The 15,799-nt window shown below is 74.2% G+C and carries 11 protein-coding genes and 1 pseudogene; 4 read left to right on the forward strand and 8 right to left on the reverse strand.

From position 1 onward, the window contains the following. A pseudogene (locus AB0G35_RS19350) lies at positions 1-784 on the reverse strand (IS5 family transposase); the annotation flags it as partial. Between the two features lie 112 nt (positions 785-896). On the opposite strand from AB0G35_RS19350, the gene AB0G35_RS19355 reads away from it, so the two are divergent. Beyond that, the gene (locus AB0G35_RS19355) at positions 897-1,376 is read left to right on the forward strand and encodes a MarR family transcriptional regulator (RefSeq protein ID WP_360950424.1); all 480 of its coding nucleotides are present in this window, start codon (positions 897-899) and stop codon (positions 1,374-1,376) included. Positions 1,377-1,721: 345 nt separating this feature from the next. Next, positions 1,722-2,444, forward strand: a complete 723-nt coding sequence (locus AB0G35_RS19360) for a hypothetical protein (protein ID WP_360950427.1) — start codon at positions 1,722-1,724, stop codon at positions 2,442-2,444. A gap of 96 nt (positions 2,445-2,540) precedes the next feature. Here the strand turns inward: AB0G35_RS19360 and AB0G35_RS19365 are convergent, their stop codons facing one another. The 4 genes from AB0G35_RS19365 to treZ all read right to left on the reverse strand — a co-directional run bounded on the left by AB0G35_RS19365 (position 2,541) and on the right by treZ (position 7,788). Further along, complete coding sequence (locus tag AB0G35_RS19365) at positions 2,541-3,200, reverse strand: 4'-phosphopantetheinyl transferase superfamily protein (protein ID WP_360950430.1); 660 nt, start codon at positions 3,198-3,200, stop codon at positions 2,541-2,543. After that, on the reverse strand, positions 3,197-4,150 hold the full coding sequence (locus tag AB0G35_RS19370) for a metallophosphoesterase (RefSeq protein ID WP_360950433.1): 954 nt from the start codon (positions 4,148-4,150) through the stop codon (positions 3,197-3,199). The genes AB0G35_RS19365 and AB0G35_RS19370 overlap by 4 nt, the downstream gene beginning before the upstream one ends. A gap of 61 nt (positions 4,151-4,211) precedes the next feature. Then, on the reverse strand, positions 4,212-5,894 hold the full coding sequence (locus AB0G35_RS19375; protein ID WP_360950436.1) for a PucR family transcriptional regulator: 1,683 nt from the start codon (positions 5,892-5,894) through the stop codon (positions 4,212-4,214). A gap of 109 nt (positions 5,895-6,003) precedes the next feature. Continuing rightward, on the reverse strand, positions 6,004-7,788 hold the full coding sequence (treZ, locus tag AB0G35_RS19380) for a malto-oligosyltrehalose trehalohydrolase (protein ID WP_360950438.1): 1,785 nt from the start codon (positions 7,786-7,788) through the stop codon (positions 6,004-6,006). A gap of 209 nt (positions 7,789-7,997) precedes the next feature. Here treZ and AB0G35_RS19385 point away from each other — a divergent pair, with 209 nt between their 5' ends. Further along, positions 7,998-8,543: a DUF1707 and FHA domain-containing protein gene (locus tag AB0G35_RS19385; RefSeq protein ID WP_360950441.1), complete on the forward strand. Its 546-nt coding sequence runs from the start codon at positions 7,998-8,000 to the stop codon at positions 8,541-8,543. Here AB0G35_RS19385 and otr(A) read toward each other — a convergent pair. Both otr(A) and lpdA read right to left on the reverse strand, forming a co-directional pair. Further along, a complete protein-coding gene (gene otr(A) / locus AB0G35_RS19390; RefSeq protein WP_360950444.1) occupies positions 8,522-10,450 on the reverse strand; it encodes a tetracycline resistance ribosomal protection protein Otr(A) in 1,929 nt (642 codons plus the stop codon). The genes AB0G35_RS19385 and otr(A) overlap by 22 nt on opposite strands. A 172-nt stretch (positions 10,451-10,622) precedes the next feature. Continuing rightward, entirely contained in the window at positions 10,623-12,056 is a 1,434-nt protein-coding gene (gene lpdA / locus AB0G35_RS19395) for a dihydrolipoyl dehydrogenase (RefSeq protein ID WP_360950447.1), read from the reverse strand. 132 nt (positions 12,057-12,188) lie between these two features. Here lpdA and AB0G35_RS19400 point away from each other — a divergent pair, with 132 nt between their 5' ends. Further along, positions 12,189-13,085: a LysR family transcriptional regulator gene (locus AB0G35_RS19400; RefSeq protein ID WP_360950450.1), complete on the forward strand. Its 897-nt coding sequence runs from the start codon at positions 12,189-12,191 to the stop codon at positions 13,083-13,085. A gap of 31 nt (positions 13,086-13,116) precedes the next feature. Here AB0G35_RS19400 and treY read toward each other — a convergent pair whose 3' ends face one another. Next, positions 13,117-15,666, reverse strand: coding sequence for a malto-oligosyltrehalose synthase (gene treY / locus AB0G35_RS19405; protein WP_360950453.1), 2,550 nt, complete (start codon positions 15,664-15,666; stop codon positions 13,117-13,119). Positions 15,667-15,799: the final 133 nt, after the last annotated feature.

Consider the following 15,799-nt stretch of genomic DNA (forward strand, 5'->3'; position numbering starts at 1 on the left):
GCCTGGTCCTTCTTCTCCGGGATGACCGCCTTGATACGGCGTTTGCGCAGGTGGGCACGGTTGCCGCGGGACGAGTAAGCCTTGTCTCCGGCGACTGCGTCCGGCCGGGTGCGGGGGCGGCCGATGGGCCCGCGTACCCGCACCTTCTTCAGGACGGGGATGAACTGCGGGCTGTCCGCTGCCTGGCCCGCGGTCAGGATGAACGCCAGTGGGCGGCACTTGCGGTCGGCGGCGAGGTGGACCTTGCTGGTCTGCCCGCCTCTGGAGCGTCCGAGGAGGGCGGCCTTCAGCCGGAGTTTCCGCCGACGCCGGACGCGTCGTCGTTCTTCCCGCGCGGGGTCGCTTTCGGGCTCCTGCCCGCTTTGTTCTTCGAGGCCGCCCCTTTTGATCTGGCCTTCTCCTCCTCGGCGGCGGCTTTCTCCAGGGCGGTGACGACGTCCTCGCCGAGGTGCATCCCGGCCGCGTCGTGGTGGGCACGGGCGGTGGTGGAGTCGATGCTGACCAGGGACAGGTCCACCTCACCGCGCTTCGCAGCTTCCGCGATCAGGCCCTCCAGCAGGGCCTCGAAGACACCGGCGTCACGCCACTGCCGGAAGCGGTTGTGGACGGTCGACCATGCACCGAACTCTGCCGGCATCTCCCGCCACTGCCCGCCCGTCTTGAACCGCCAGATCACGCCCTCGAACTGCTGCCGCAGCCGCGCGGGGTACGGGCCGTACTCGCCGATCGGCAGGTACGGCTCGATGAACTCCCACTCCGGGTCGCTCAGTTGCACTCGCGTCATGTACGAAGGTCTACCGGACCAGACCGCGCCACGAAGGCACATCACGCAGATTGATCACGACTCGATACGGGCCCTAGCAGGCTTCCGTGTTTTTTGCACGTATCATCGTGGGGTGAGTGAACCCGAACCGAACCGTGCCAGCACTTCCGCCGCGCGCGTGGCCGCAGCCATCGGAGCGCTGACCCTGCGGGCCACCCGTGCCGGGCTCTACGGCCGGCTGACGGCCGGGGTGAAGGGCGTGGACGCCACGACCTACCCGGTCCTGTCCGGGCTCGACCGGGTCGGGCCCGCCACCGCCACCAGGCTCGCCGAGGCGATCGGCATGGACCGCACCGTCACCACCCGCTACGCGACCCGGTTGCAGGAGGCCGGGCTGATCGCCCGCCGTCCCGACCCGTCCGACGCCCGCGCCACCCAACTGGTGCTCACCGCAGAGGGTGAGCGGGCGGTCGCGGCGCTGCGCGAGGCGATGGAATCCTTCCTGGCCGCGGAGATGGCGACGTGGCCGCCGGGCGAGGCCGCCGCCTTCGCCATGCGCCTGGAACGGCTGACGGAATCCCTTGCACGTCCGGACGCAGGCCGTACGCCCTGAGGCGGGCCGTACGACGCGAGGCGGGCCGTACGACGCGAGGCGGGCTGATCGGCCCCTTCCCGGATCGGCCCGTCGAGCGGGTGGCCCGGCATGAGCGGCTTGTAGACCGAACATGAGCGGTTTGTGAGCCGAACATGAGCGAGGAGGTCGAGCCTCGTGGTGTGCCGGTCGCAGCGGCAGGTCCTTCGTACCGCGTGGCCGGTGGCACTCCGTTCCGGCCGGTTCGGAGCTTGCGCACATCCCCGCTCACCACGGAAGCCGCCTTCCCAGGACGGCCGCGCCCCGAGTGGTGAACGGAAGCGCAGTACGCAATCCGCGCTTCAGGTGGAAGTAAGGGAAGCAGTGATGAACGGACGAGTACGCAAGGGTCTCCCGTCCAGCAGGGGCTGGCGGGCGAGGGCGGCCGCGGTGGGGTCGATGGCCCTCGCGGCGACGCTGTGCCTGGCCGTCGGCCCGGCGCAGGCGGACGGCGGCGGAGGCGGCTGGATAACGACGCCCCCTGCTGGATACACGCCCGACCCGGGCCCCGACTGGAGCACTCCCGAGGCGATCGCGAAGTTCCTCTCCGATTGCGGCCAGGACTGCACCTTCACGCCCACCGCATGGGTCGGTGAGCCCTCCGAGGGCACGCCGACGATACTGGGCAAGCCCCGCGAGAACTGCACCACCGAGAACGTCGACTTCAACTACGGAGAGTCGGAGACCACCGGCGAGACGACGATCGTCGGCCTGTCGCTCGGTGCGAACCCGGTCTCGCTGCTGCCGAAGATCGAGCACAACTGGTTCACCCAGAACACGGAGAGCACCGTGACCACGGGCACGCTGAAGCCCGGTGAGGTCGGCTGGCTCGACGAGGTGACGGTCAGCCGCAAGGCGAAGGGGAACTGGCAGCTGGCAGGAGTCGACAAGTCCAATCCGGTGGCCATTGTGAACGCGCACAACAAGTACGGGCCGCACGAGTTCACGGATGTCGAGTCGGACATCAGCTACAAGGTCATCAGGGTCCAGTCCCGCCCCATGAGCGACGAGGAGCGCGCCACCAAGTGCGGTAACTCCAGCCCCAGCTGAGGTAGTTGGCCGCAGCGTGGGTCATACGGCAGCCCCAGGTCAGTGACCTGGGGCTGCCGCTGTGCGCGCGGAGGTCCGGCCCGGAAGGGCCCCGGGTCACGCCGGCATGGTGATGGCGGTGACCACCAGGTTCTCCTCGACCAGCCAGCGGCCGGTGAACTCGGTGAGTTCGGTGCCGTTGACGGGCGGGCCGGGGACGAGGAGGCGGGCGGTGAAGGTGGCGTCGGTGGGGTCGAGGGTGAGCAGTGCGTCCTCGAAGCCGAGCCAGCGGTGGGCGAGCGGGTACCACGCCTTGTACACGCTCTCCTTCGCGCTGAAGAGCAGGCGGTCCCAGGCGATCTCCGGTTCCAGCTCGGCCAGATGGTGGAGCTGGGCCCGTTCCTCGGGGAGGGCGACGAGGTCCATGACGCCCGGGTCGGAGACCGGGAGGTTGGGCTCGGCGTCCAGGCCGACGGTGAGCACGTCCCGTTGGCGGGCCACCGCGGCGGCGCGGTAACCGGTGCAGTGCGTCATCGCGCCGACGATGCCGTCCGGCCATTCCGGCGCCCGGTCGCGGCCGGGGAGCAGCGGCGCCGGGGCGATGCCCAGCCGGGACAGCGCGGCCCGGGCGCAGCCGCGTACCGTGCCGAACTCCCGCTGGCGCTTGGGTACGGCGCCTTCCACCAGCGCCCATTCCTCGGGGAACATCTCGGACAGCGGGGCGTCCTCGAAGGCCTCGGCGGTCACGATCGGCGCCGGGAGCAGCTTGTCGATCATGCCCGGGCCCCCGTGGTGCCGGAGCCGACGGTGGCCGGGCCCGGCAGGATCTGCACCGGGCGCCCGGGCGCGGCGGAGCGGCGCCGCCACTCCCGGGGATAGCCGAGCGAGACCTCCTGGTGCGGCACGCCGTCGCAGATCAGCAGGCGGGGGATGTGCAGATGGCCGTAGACGACGGTGGCGGCGCGGAACCGGCGCGGCCAGTCGGCGGTCGCCTCCGTACCGCACCACAGCGCGAAGTCCGGGTACCACAGCGGGTCGGTGGGTTCCCGGACCACCGGCCAGTGGTTGATCAGGATGGTCGGCAGGTCCTCCGGCAGGGCCGCCAGCCGGGCCTCGGTGGCCGCCACCCGCGCCCGGCACCAGTCCTCCCGGGTCGGATACGGGTCCGGGTGCAGATGGAACTCGTCCGTGCACACCACCCCGGCCCGCTCGGCCTGGGCCAGCGCCTCCTCCTTGGACGTCGCGCCGGGCTGCCGGAAGGTGTAGTCGTAGAGCAGGAACAGCGGGGCGAGGACGACCGGGCCGCCGGCCCCCTCCCAGACCGGGTACGGGTCCTCGGGGGTCAGCACGCCCAACTCCCGGCAGATCTCCACCAGGTGCTCGTACCGCGCCACCCCGCGCAGCTGCACCGGATCGTCGGGCGGGGTCCACAGTTCGTGGTTGCCGGGCACCCACACCACCTTGGCGAAGCGTTCGCTGAGCAGGCCGAGCGCCCAGCGGATGTCGGCGACGTACTCGCCCACGTCGCCGGCGACCAGCAGCCAGTCGTCGGCGGACTCCGGTCTTAACCGCTCGACGATCTCGCGGTTCTCGGCATAGCGGACGTGCAGATCGCTGACCGCGACCAGGGTGCCGGGCCCGGGGAGCGGTGCGGTGTGCGGGGGCGGGGCGGGGGCCGGGGACGGCGCGTCGGCACCCGCGGCGGGGGTGCGGATCTCGTAGGTCACCCTCGCAGTAAAGACGGTGCGCCGGGGAGAGTGAAGGGCGGGCCGGGGGACGGGCGGTGTGTCACCGGTCCGGGCGTGTGGGGGGCGGCGCGGCGGCGGTCCGGCCGGCGGTCCCGGGGGACGGCGTGCCGCCGCGGCGGATACGGGTGGCCAGCCACAGGTCGAAGCGGTCGTCCGGGTCGTCCAGCCGACGCCCCGTCAGGTCCATGGCCTTGTCGAGGCGGTTGCGCACGGTGTGCCGGTGCACGCCGAGCCGGCGGCTGGTGGCGTCCCAGGCCCCGCCGGTCTCCAGCCAGGCCGCCAGGGTCGCGATCAACTCCTCGCCGTTGTCCGCGAGGTCGATCGGGCCGAGCACGGTGTCGGCGTAGCCCTGCAGCGTGCGGCGGTCGCCGAGGTCGAGCAGCAGCCGGCTGGCCTGGCTCTGCCGGGCCTCGGCCGGCTCGCCCGATGCCCGGCTGACGGCCAGCAGGCCGGCCGCCTGCCGCAGCGACACCCGCACCGCTTCGGGGGCGGTGACCGGCCCGATGCCGGCCGGCCGGCGCGGGGCGAAGCGGGCCAGGACGTCCCGGATGTCCAGGTCCTCGCCGACCACCGCCTCGACCGTCCGGCCGGACGGCCCACCCGGGGTGCCGGCCGGGGTGCCGTCGGGGGCCCCGCCCACCACCCGGACCAGCCCGCCCGGCACCGCCAGCGCGAGATCGGCGGCCATCTCCTGGGCGGCGGACTCGGCGGACCCGTCGGCGGTCTTCGGCGCCGCCGCACCGGAACCGGCTCCCGCCCCCCGTTTGCGGGCGTCGTCCCCGCTCACCGCCTCCACCACCACGCCGCGCACCCGCTCGGTCGTCAGCCCCACCGAGTGCAGCATGTCCCGGGCCCGGCCGGGCGCCGGATGCTCCTCGGCCAGCAGCTCCGACAGCAGCGCCGACCGGCGCCGGCGCTCCGGCTCGTCGCGCAGATGGCGGCGCTCCAGCTCCAGCGAGAGCAACGAGACCAGCCCGGGGACCACCGACCGGGCGGCCTCGTCCGGACGGCCGGTGAGCAGCAGCAGACCGCGCAGCCGCCGCGCGCCCAGCGGCTGCACCTCCAGCTGCTGCCCGCCGGCCGTACTGGACGCGCTGCCGCGCAGCCCGCGCGCGGCGACCCGGTCGAGCAGGTCGCGGGCCCGGTCCAGCGGGGTGCGCGGCTCCCGCTCGCCCGCCGCCAGCAGCCGCCCGAGCGGATCGAGCACCGCGGCGCCCACGCCGGTGGCGGCCGTCCACTCCTCCAGCATCGGCCGCAGCCCGTCGCCGGCCGCCGCCGCGGTCAGCCGCCGCTGGGTGGCGAACGCCCGGTGCAGCGCCTCGCGCTGCTCGGTGGCCCGGGCGTCGAAGACCGCCTTGGTGACCGCGATGAACGGCACCTCGTCCGGCACGGTCAGCAGCGGCAGCCCGGCCTCCGCGGCCGCGGTGACCAGCGGCTCCGGTGCCTCCTGGTACGGCAGGCCCTGCCCCAGCCCGAGCGCCAGACAGGCCGCCCCGCCCTCGGCGACATCGCGGACGTACGCCCGGCAGGCGGCCGGTTCCATGGGCAGCAGCAGGCCGATGGTCATCAGCAACTCGCCGCCCTGCAGCCACTTGCCGGGCGTCAGCAGGTCCGAGACGGTCGCGGCCTCGATCGTGCGGGCCAGCAGGTGCGGCGGCACGTCGTAGGTGACCGAGAGACGGAGGTCGGGCCGGTCCAGCAGGTCCGAGAGATGCAGCGGCACAGACACAGTGTCCCCCACATGTCCAACGGATGGACGACCGGTCGATCGAGCCCCGGCGGCGTGGCGCACCGACGTGCCCGCGGACGCCCGCAGCCCCGTCCGGGCCGGCTCACGGCCCCAGGACCACCACCGACTCCGGGGGCAGCCGGAGGATGCCGTCCGCCCCCGGAAGCCGGGCCGCCGGCCAGCCCGCCAGGGCCTCCAGGGCCGGCTGCCGGCCGCCGTCCCCGGCCGGGAGCGGCACCGCGGCCGTCGCCTCCGGCGAGAGATTGACCGCCACCCGCAGCGGACCACGGCACAGCAGCAGCCAGCGCGCTTCCTCGTCGAAGCGGACCGAGGTGTGCCGGGGATCCGGATCGGTCAGCGCGGGCAGTTCACGGCGGAGCGTCAGCAGCGTGCGGTACCAGGCCAGCAGCCCGGCGTGCGGGGCCACCGCCGGCTCGGACCAGTCCAGGACACAGCGGTCGCGGGTGGCCGGATCCTGCGGGTCGGGCCACTCGGCGCTGTCGCCCGCCCAGGCGTGCTCGGCGAACTCCCGCCGCCGCCCGGCCCGTACCGCCTCCGCCAGCTCGGGATCGGTGTGGTCGGTGAAGTACTGCCAGGGCGTGCGCGCCCCCCACTCCTCGCCCATGAACAGCATCGGGGTGAACGGCGCGCACAGCACCAGCGCACCGGCGCAGGCCAGCAGGCCGGGGGAGAGGCCGGCGGCGAGCCGGTCGCCGAGCGCCCGGTTGCCGATCTGGTCGTGCGTCTGGGCGTAGGCCAGCAGCCGGTACGCGGGGGTCACCCGCAGGTCCAGCGGTGCGCCGTGCGGCCGGCCGCGGAAGCTGGAGTACGTACCGTCGTGGAAGAAGCCGCCGGTCAGGGTCTTGGCGAGGGCGGCGAGCGGGGCCCGTGCGAAGTCCGCGTAGTAGCCCTGGGACTCACCGGTGAGCGCGGTGTGCAGGGCGTGGTGGAAGTCGTCGTTCCACTGGGCGTGCAGACCCTGGCCGCCGCTGCTGCGCGGCGCGATGGTGCGTGGATCGTTCAGATCGGACTCGCCGATCAGGAACAGCGGGCGGTGCAGCCGGCCGGCCAGCGCGTCCACGGCGGCGGACAGCTGCGCCAGGAAGTGCGGGGTCCGGTCGTCGTGCAGGGCGTGCACGGCGTCCAGCCGCAGCCCGTCGAGCCGGTAGTCGCGCAGCCAGGACAGCGCGCTCCCCAGGAAGTAGGCGCGCACCTCGTCGGAACCGGGCGCGTCGAGATTGACCGCCGCGCCCCACGGCGTGTGGTGGGTCTCGGTGAAGTACGGGCCGAATTCCGGGAGATGGTTGCCGGACGGGCCGAGGTGGTTGTGCACCACGTCGAGGACCACGCCCAGGCCCAGGCCGTGTGCCGCGTCCACGAACCGCTTCAGCCCCTCGGGCCCGCCGTACGGCTCGTGCACCGCCCAGGGCGCGATCCCGTCGTAACCCCACCCGTGGGTGCCGGGGAACGGGCAGACCGGCATCAGTTCGACGTGGGTGACGCCCAGGTCGGCCAGGTGCCGCAGGCGCGCGGCGGCGGCGTCGAAGGTGCCCTCCGGGGTGTACGTCCCGATGTGCAGCTCGTACAGGACCGCGCCGGGCAGCGGGCGGCCGGACCACGGATGGCGCCAGCCGAACCGGTCGTGCTCGACGACCGCGGCCGGGCCGCCGGGACCCTCCGGCAGCCGGACCGCACGGGGATCGGGCAGCGGCGGCCCGTCGTCGAGCCGGAAGGCGTAGCGGTCGCCGTCGCGGGCCGGCACCTCGGTACGCCACCAGCCCGCGCGGGCGTCGTCCGGCTCCATCGGAACCTCCGGTTCCGCAGCCCGGTCGCCCGCCCACCGGAGAGCCACCCGCCCGGCGCGCGGCGCCCACACCTCGAACAGCACGGCGTCCTCCTTCGTTCGCACCCGGTCCGGACGACCCAAGCATGCCCGCCCGCCGCCCGACAGCCCGACGTGGCGGCACGGGCCCACATCGCGCCACTGCGCTGGTCCGTTCCGGCGAGGTGACGGCCCGTCGGCGCCGGCCGGAGCCGCCCGGTGCCGCGCACCGGTCTCGCCTGGACAGCGGCTCGCGGTGGCCCGACAATCACGGCATGACTTCGCTGGAGTTCCCCGCGCGACCGGCGCGGCCGTCGGACGCCGACCGGGAACGCGCCCTTGACCTGCTGCGGGACGGCGCGGCGCAGGGGCGGCTGTCCCAGGACACCTTCCTGCGGCGGCTGGAACTCGTGCTCACCGCCGAGGCGAACGACGAACTCGACCTGCTCACCGCCGACTTGGCGGGCCGCGGCAAGGTCCAGGGCACCATGCTGCGGATGGTCGGCCGGGTCTCGGCGTTCCACCTCCGGGTGCGCCGGGCCTGGCGGATGGAGCGGCTGCCCAAGCTGCTGCTGCCCGAACCGAGCCCCCTCCCGCTGGTCATAGGGCGGGCACCGGGCGTCGGTCTGCGGCTCAACCACGAGACGGTCTCCCGCGCCCACGCCGAGCTGCGCAGCGCCGGCAAGGGCTGGCTGCTGCGCGACCTCGGCTCCACCAACGGCACCTGCGTCAACGGCCGCCGGGTGGTCGGCGAGATCCCGGTCGGCCCCGGCGACCACATCACCTTCGGCCATGTGGACTACGTCCTGACGGAGCGCTGAACCCCCGCCTCCGGAACGTCGGAGCGCACCGGACGGTCCCCCGACGGGCTGGACGTCCACACGCCCTCACCGTGCGTCAGCCCGGGCAACTCCCGCTGGATCTCCGGCACATGCCGGGCCGCGAGGGCTCCGCTGATCAGCCAGGACCGCCGGCCGCCGGTGGTCTCCGCGAGCTCCGCGCCGAGCGCCGCCAGCCGGGCGGTCACCGGCGCCAGCGCGTCCACCGGAACCTCCGCCTCGAAGGCGTGGTACGGCTCGTAGACCCGCGTACCGGCCCGGTCGAGCGCCCGCAGCAGGACACCCGGGGTGACCGCCCGGAAGTCCCCGGCCGTGCTCATCGGACCGATGAATCCGGACCGGGTCAGCACCACCCGGCAGTCCGTCACCGCCCGGCCGCGCGGCCCGCTGCGCAGGGTGGCCAGCACGGTCTCCTCGACGGCCTGGTGGAAGCCGTGCGGCAGGGCGCCCAGTTCGGTCTCGTAGGTGAAGACCGGGCCGGAGCCGCGGGCGCCCGGCTCGACCCGCAGCCCGACCGTGGCCCACGGCCCGGTGTGCCCGCGCCGGGCGATCTCCGCCAACGCCTCGCCGACCCCGCAGGGCCGTTCCACGCACACCACCCGGCTCGGCGCGAAGTCCACCTCGATGCCGTACTCCTGACGCAGCGTCGCCGCCAGGACCTCCTTTTGCACCTCGCCGTGCAGCAGCACCGACGTCGCGCCGTCCGGCGCCGGGCGGACGGCCAGCAGCGGGTCCTGGTCGGCCAGCGTCAGCAGTGCCGCGCGCAGCGCCGCGGCGCGCTCCGGGGCCCGGGCCCGCACCACGGATTCGAGGGTGGGGGAGGGGAAGTGGGCGGGGCCGTCCGCGGTGTTCCCGGGCGGGCCCAGCCGGTCGCCGGTACGGACGCCGGGCAGCCCGCGGACCACCGCGATGTTGCCGGCGGTCAGCGGCCCGTCGTCCCCGGGCGGCCGCCCGACGACGTCGAGCGCGGTGATCCGCCCGGCGAGCGGCGCGCCGCCGGCGCGGCGCAGCTCGATCAGCTGCCGGGCCCGCACCTCGCCCGCGAACAACCGGAGGTACGCGGTCCGTTCGCCCCGCGGCGGCTGGTGCACGGCGAAGACCGTGCCGCGCGGCGGGCCGCCCGGCGCCACCGCAGCCGGCGGGATCAACCCGACCATGCCGTCCACCAGCGCCCGGACGCCCTGACCGCCGAGCGCCGAACCGAAGAACAGCGGATGCAGCGAACCGTCGGCGGTCCGGGCGGACAGCGCGGCCCGCACCTGCTCCGCATGCGGCGGCGGCCCGTCGACGAGCCGGGCCAGCACCGACTCGTCCACCTCCGCCACGGCCTCCGCGATCCGCTCGCGCGCCTCCCGGTCCGTCAGCGCGTACGGCACCGCGCGGGCCTGCGGGGTGCCGAGCCCGGTCACGGACGTCAGGGGCACGACGGCCGGGGTCAGCAGCCGGCGGATGTCCGCCACCAGCTCCGCCCCGCGGGCGCCGCGCCGGTCGATCTTGTTGACGAAGAGCAGGGTGGGCATCCGCAGCCGCCGCAGCGTCCGCATCAGCACCCGGGTCCTGGCCTGCACGCCCTCCACCGCGGACAGCAGCAGCACGGCGCCGTCGAGCACGCCGAGGGCCCGCTCGACCTCGGCGATGAAGTCCGAGTGGCCGGGGGTGTCGATCAGATTGACCTGGACGTCGCCGACGGTGAAGGAGGCGACCGCCGAGCGGATCGTGATGCCGCGCTGCCGCTCCAGCTCGCCGGTGTCGGTCCGGGTGTCACCGGCGTCCACACTGCCGAGCCGGTCGATGGCGCCGGTGTCGAACAGCAGCCGCTCGGTGAGGCTGGTCTTACCCGCGTCGACGTGGGCGAGAATCCCGATGTTCAGGGTGTGCGAAAGGTGCATGGAAGGGGGCGTCCTCGAAGACAGTCGTCCGGATGGGGCGATGGGTCGTTCCGAGGAATCCGCGCATTCCGTTGCTCCTGTTCAGTCATCCCTGCGTACCGGGCCATGGTGGCAGCCGTGCGCCGGACCGCAACCGAATTACCCGGCCGGCCCGGCCCACGGGTACCGGCGCTCAGTGCTGGTGCAGCCCCCGGCCCGCCAGCGTCAGGAACGTCTCGCCGACCGCCTCCGAGAGCGTCGGATGGGCGTGCACGAGCTGCGCCACATCGGACGGTTCGGCGTCCCAGGCCACGATCAGCTGGCCCTCAGCGATCATCTCCGAGACGTGCGGGCCCACGAGATGCACGCCCAGCACCGGCCCGGTGGCCGCCCCCGCCGCCCCCTCGGCCGCCGCGATCACCTTCACCATGCCGCCCTTGCCGTGCACCATCCCCTTCGCGGTCGCGGTCAGCGGCAGGGTGTTGACCTGCACCGCCAGCCCCCGGGCCCGCGCCTCCTCCTCCGTCAGACCGACCGAGGCGGTCTGCGGCGAGGAGTACGTCACCCGCGGCACCGCCGCGTAGTCCACCGGCCGGGTCGGCACCCCCGCCAGCGTCTCGGCCACCAACAGCCCCTCGGCGAACGAGGCATGGGCCAGCCCTGGGGACGGCGGCGGCAGCAGGTCACCCACCACATGGATGCCCGGGACCGCGGTCTCCAGCCGCGACCAGTCCGCCGGCACCACGAACCCCCGCTCATCGGTGGCCAGTCCGGCCGCCTCCAGCCCCAGCCCGTCCGTCACCGGCGCCCGCCCCACCGCCACCAGCAGCCGCTCCGCCTCGACGACCACCTCCTCCCCCTTGGAGGACCGCACGGTCGCCCGGACCCCGTCCGCACCCACCTCGGTACCGACGACCATGGACCCCGTCCGGACCGCGATGCCGCGCTTCTTCAGCCCGCGCGCCAGATGGCGGCCCACATCGGCGTCCTCCAACGGCAGCAGCCGCTCGGCCGCCTCGACGAGGGTGACCTCGGCCCCCATGGACCGGTGGAACGACGCGTACTCGACACCGATCGCGCCCCCGCCCAGCACCAGCACCGACCCCGGAAGCTCCTCGGCGAACAGCGCATCATCGCTCGTCACGACGGTCCGCCCGTCCGCCACCAGCCCCGGCAGCAACCGCGGCCGGGACCCGGTGGCCAGCACGATGCCGCGCCCCGCCGTGAACTCCCCGGCGCCCTCCACCTGCACGGTCCGCGGCCCGGTCAGCCGGGCGCCGCCCCGCAGCACCCGTACCCCCGCGGTCCGCAGATGCCCCTCCACGCCCTGGTGGTTGCGCGAGACGATGTCGTCCCTGGTGGCCACCAGCGCCGGCCAGTCCAGGGCGTCGACACTGGCCTTGACGCCCCACCGCTCACGGGCCTCCGCGATCCCGTCCACCAGCTCAGCGGCGTGCAGCATCGCCTTGCTGGGGATGCAGCCGCGGTGCAGACAGGTGCCGCCGATCAGATCCCGCTCGGCCAGCACCACCCGCAGCCCCAGAGAAGCGGCCCGCAGCGCCGTGCTGTACCCGCCGGTGCCCCCGCCGATCACGATGACGTCGGTGAATTGGTCCCTCTCACTCATGCCCCCAGCCTCCGCCCACCTGCACTCATGAGTCCAAGGCAATGTTTTTATGGTGCTGATGAGGAACCGTCATACCGGGCCACCGGGATGCACACCGGGAAGCCGAGAACGTGGGAAGGCGAAGGCCCAGCCATGAGCCTGCGACAGATGGAATACCTGGTAGCCGTCGTCGAAGAAGAGTCCTTCACCCGCGCCGCCGAGACCCTGCACGTCACCCAGTCCGCCCTCTCGCACCAGATCAAGGCCCTGGAACGGGAGGTCGGCGGCCCGCTGCTGGAGCGGATGCCGCGCGGCGTACGGCTGACCGCGATGGGCCGGGCCTACTTCCCGCACGCCGAACTCGCCGTGCGCAGCGCCCGGCAGGCCCGGCGTGCCGCACTGGCCGCCGGTGGCGCCCGCACCGGAGAACTCCACATCGCGACGGTGCACGCGCACGCCCTCGGAGTGCTGCCGGAGGTCTGTGCCCGCTGGGCCCGGTCCCGGCCCGGCGTACGCCTGGTGCTGCACGAGTACGCCACCACCGATGAGCTGGAGGAGCACATGGTGCGCGGGGTGGCCGACATGGCGCTGGGGCCCCGCCCCAAGGACTGGCCGGGACCGGTCACCGTCGTCGGACGCGAGCGCATGGTGCTCGTCGTCCCGCACGGCGATCCGCTCGCCGCCCGGCCCTCGGTGAGGCTGGCGGACCTCGCGGACCGCCCCTGGGTGCGCTGCAGCCTGGAGCCGGTGGTCGACGGCCGGCGCTGGCTGGACCTGGAGTGCGAGCGGGTCGGCTTCACCCCGCGCACCGCGGTCCGCACCCAGCACACCTCGACGGCCGTCCGGATGGCCTCGGCGGGCGTCGGGGTGCTGCTCACCGCGGCCCACGAACTGACCGGCCTGGACTGTGCCTCGGTGCCCACCGACCCGCCGTGGCGCCGCGACATCACGGTCTTCTCACGGGTCCGGCTGACCGGCGCGGCCGCCGAGTTCACCGAACTCCTGCGCACGACCGGCCCCGCGGCCGCCGACCCGCCGGACCCTCCCTGACACCGGGCCCTCACTCCCGGACACCGGGCCCTCACTCCCGTACGAACAACCCCACCGGCGACCGGGACAGCAGCTCGCTCAGCCCCACCACCTCGCCGCCCGGCACCTCCTGCCCGGCTCGCTTGGTCAGTGCATCGCGCCAGGGGCCGCCCGGCGGCATCCGCAGCCCGGTGTCCCACCAGCCGCCGGTCTCCACCAGGCGCAGCGACAGCCGGGTCACCACCGTCAGCACCCGCCCGCTGCGGCAGAAGGCGACACAGTGCTCGGCCGCCGGCCCCTCCGCGTACACCGGGGTGTACGAGCCGGCCGCGCCGAACCACTCCGGATGCGCACGCCGCAGCCGCAGCGCCGCGACGGTCAGCCGCAGCTTCTCACCGGCCAGATCGAGCGGCGCGCCCGCCACCCCGCCGTCCAGTTCGGCGAGCAGCTCGGGGCGGAAGGCCGCGGGCCGCCGGTTGTCCGGGTCGACCAGCGCGGAGTAGGTGAGTTCGGTCCCCTGGTAGAGGTCCGGGACGCCCGGCATCGTCAGATGCAGCAGCGCCGCGCCCAGGACGTTGGCGCGGATGTACGGCGCGAGCTGCTCCGCCAGTGCGGCCAGCGGCGCGGCCGTGGCACCGCACGGCCCGGTCCGTACGAACTCCGTCACCGCCTCCTCGTACTCCGCGTTCGGTTCCGTCCACGAGGTGCGCAGCCCGGCCTCCCGCACCGCCTTGAGGACCGCGGGCCCCACCCTCCCCCAGCCATCGCTGTGCGGTGCCCCCACGGTTGCGGGTCCGTCGGCGGGCGCGCCCAGGCCGAAGGCGGTCTGCCAGGCCAGCCAGGAGACCATCGGATCGGCCGGCCCGGCACCGGGCAGCAAAGCCGCCCCGGCACCGCACACCGCGTCCTCGCCGATCCCGGCCAGCACGTCCCGCCACCGGTCCGGGCACTCCGACAGCACCGCGATCCGCGCCCGCACGTCGGCGCTGCGCTTGGTGTCGTGCGTGGAGAGCACCGTGCCGGTCGCCGGCCAGTCCCGCTGGATGCGGGCGCAGTACGCGTGGAACGCCTCCGGGCCGAGCGCGGGCTCACCCGGGTCGCCGCCCACCTCACAGGCCGACAGCAGCACGGGGTAGCGGTAGAAGGCGGTGTCCTCCACGGACTTGGCGTGCAGCGCGGACGCGGTCTGGGCGAACCGGGCGGCGAAGTCGGCCCGGTCGCGGCGGTCGGCAGGGTCTCCAGGGTCCGTGGCCTCCGTGGCCTCCGCAAGCGCAGCGCCACCGTCCGCACCGACCCCCAGCGCCAGGTCGTGGACCAGGTCCACCGCCCGGGCCTCCTCGGGCACCCGGAACGCGGTGCGCGCCCCGACCGCCGCCCGGCCCAGCATCGCCACGTCCTGCGCCGCCCGCGAGGCATCGCCGGCGTACGGCCGGTAGACCGGCAGCCGGACCAGTACCTCCCGGATCGCCTGCCGCAGCGCCCACGGCGCATGGTCGCCCGGCCGCGGATCGCGCGCACTGATCCGGGCCGCGGTGCGCACCAGCCGCTCCACCTCGGCGGCCAGGTCATGGCTGACCACCTCGTAGGCGGCCCGGCGCACCGTCTCCTCCCAGTCGCCGCCCTCGTCGGCCAGCGGCGTGACGAAGTCCCGGTAATGGGAGAAGAGCCGGCCGGCGCCCTGCGGGCAGACGAACAGCCCGTCGATGTGGCGCAGCGCGTCATAGCCGGTGGTGCCGGCGCACGCCCAGCTGGCAGGCAGCCGCTCCTCGCCGGTGAGGATCTTCTCGACGACCGTCCAGCGCCCGCCGGTGGCCTCGGCCAGCCGCGTCAGATAACCGGCGGGATCGGCCAGTCCGTCCGGGTGGTCGATGCGCAGTCCGTCGATGACGCCCTCGCGGATCAGCCGCAGCACCGTCGCGTGCGTCGCCTCGAAGACCTCCGGTTCCTCGACGCGCACCCCGATGAGGTCCGAAATGGTGAAGAAACGGCGGTAGTTCAGCTCGCTGCGGGCCAGCCGCCACCAGGCGAGGCGGTACCACTGCGCCTCCAGCAGGCGCGCCAGCGGCAGCTCCTCGGTACCGGGGCGCAGCGGGAAGACCTTGTCGTAGTAGTACAGCACCCCGTCCTCCGGATCGACGCGGAGGTGCTGTGCCTCGTCGCCGATCCGCCCGCCCAGCACCGGCAGCAGCAGCCGGCCGCCGTGCCCGCCGTCCCAGTCGACGTCGAACCAGCGGGCGTACGGGGACGCCGGGCCGTCCCGCAGCACCTCCCACAGCGGTGGGTTCAGGGCCACCGGCCCCGGCACCGCCATGTGGTTCGGCACGATGTCGACGACCAGTCCGAGGCCGTGCGCCCGGGCCGTCGCCGCCAGCGCCCGCAGACCCGGCTCACCGCCCAGTTCGGCCCGTACCGCCGTGTGGTCGACGACGTCGTAGCCGTGCGTGGACCCCGGCACCGCCTCCAGCACCGGAGACAGGTGCAGATGGGAGACGCCCAGCGCGGCCAGATGGGGGACCATCCGCTCGGCGGCGGAGAACGGGAAGTCCGGCTGGAGCTGCAGCCGGTAGGTGGCGGTCGGCGACGGACGGAAGGGCTGCGTCATGGGAACACCCGTACCCCGCCCAGCGCCCGTTCTGTCATCGCCGGGCGGCATTCGCGTCGTCGTTTCCTCCGACGCGGTGTGCCGGCGCGGCAGACCGCGTCGTACATCCGGTGCGTACGAAGCGCGCTCCTGC

Source organism: Streptomyces sp. NPDC021749 (assembly GCF_040640655.1).
Taxonomy (GTDB): domain Bacteria; phylum Actinomycetota; class Actinomycetes; order Streptomycetales; family Streptomycetaceae; genus Streptomyces.

Excerpts from the sequence above, each read along its gene's own strand:
- AB0G35_RS19360 (WP_360950427.1), top strand. The coding sequence starts at position 1,722 with ATGAACGGACGAGTACGCAAGGGTCTCCCGTCCAGCAGGGGCTGGCGG.
- AB0G35_RS19365 (WP_360950430.1), bottom strand. The coding sequence starts at position 3,200 with ATGATCGACAAGCTGCTCCCGGCGCCGATCGTGACCGCCGAGGCCTTC.
- AB0G35_RS19385 (WP_360950441.1), top strand. The coding sequence starts at position 7,998 with ATGACTTCGCTGGAGTTCCCCGCGCGACCGGCGCGGCCGTCGGACGCC.
- lpdA (WP_360950447.1), bottom strand. The coding sequence starts at position 12,056 with ATGAGTGAGAGGGACCAATTCACCGACGTCATCGTGATCGGCGGGGGC.
- AB0G35_RS19400 (WP_360950450.1), top strand. The coding sequence starts at position 12,189 with ATGAGCCTGCGACAGATGGAATACCTGGTAGCCGTCGTCGAAGAAGAG.
- treY (WP_360950453.1), bottom strand. The coding sequence starts at position 15,666 with ATGACGCAGCCCTTCCGTCCGTCGCCGACCGCCACCTACCGGCTGCAG.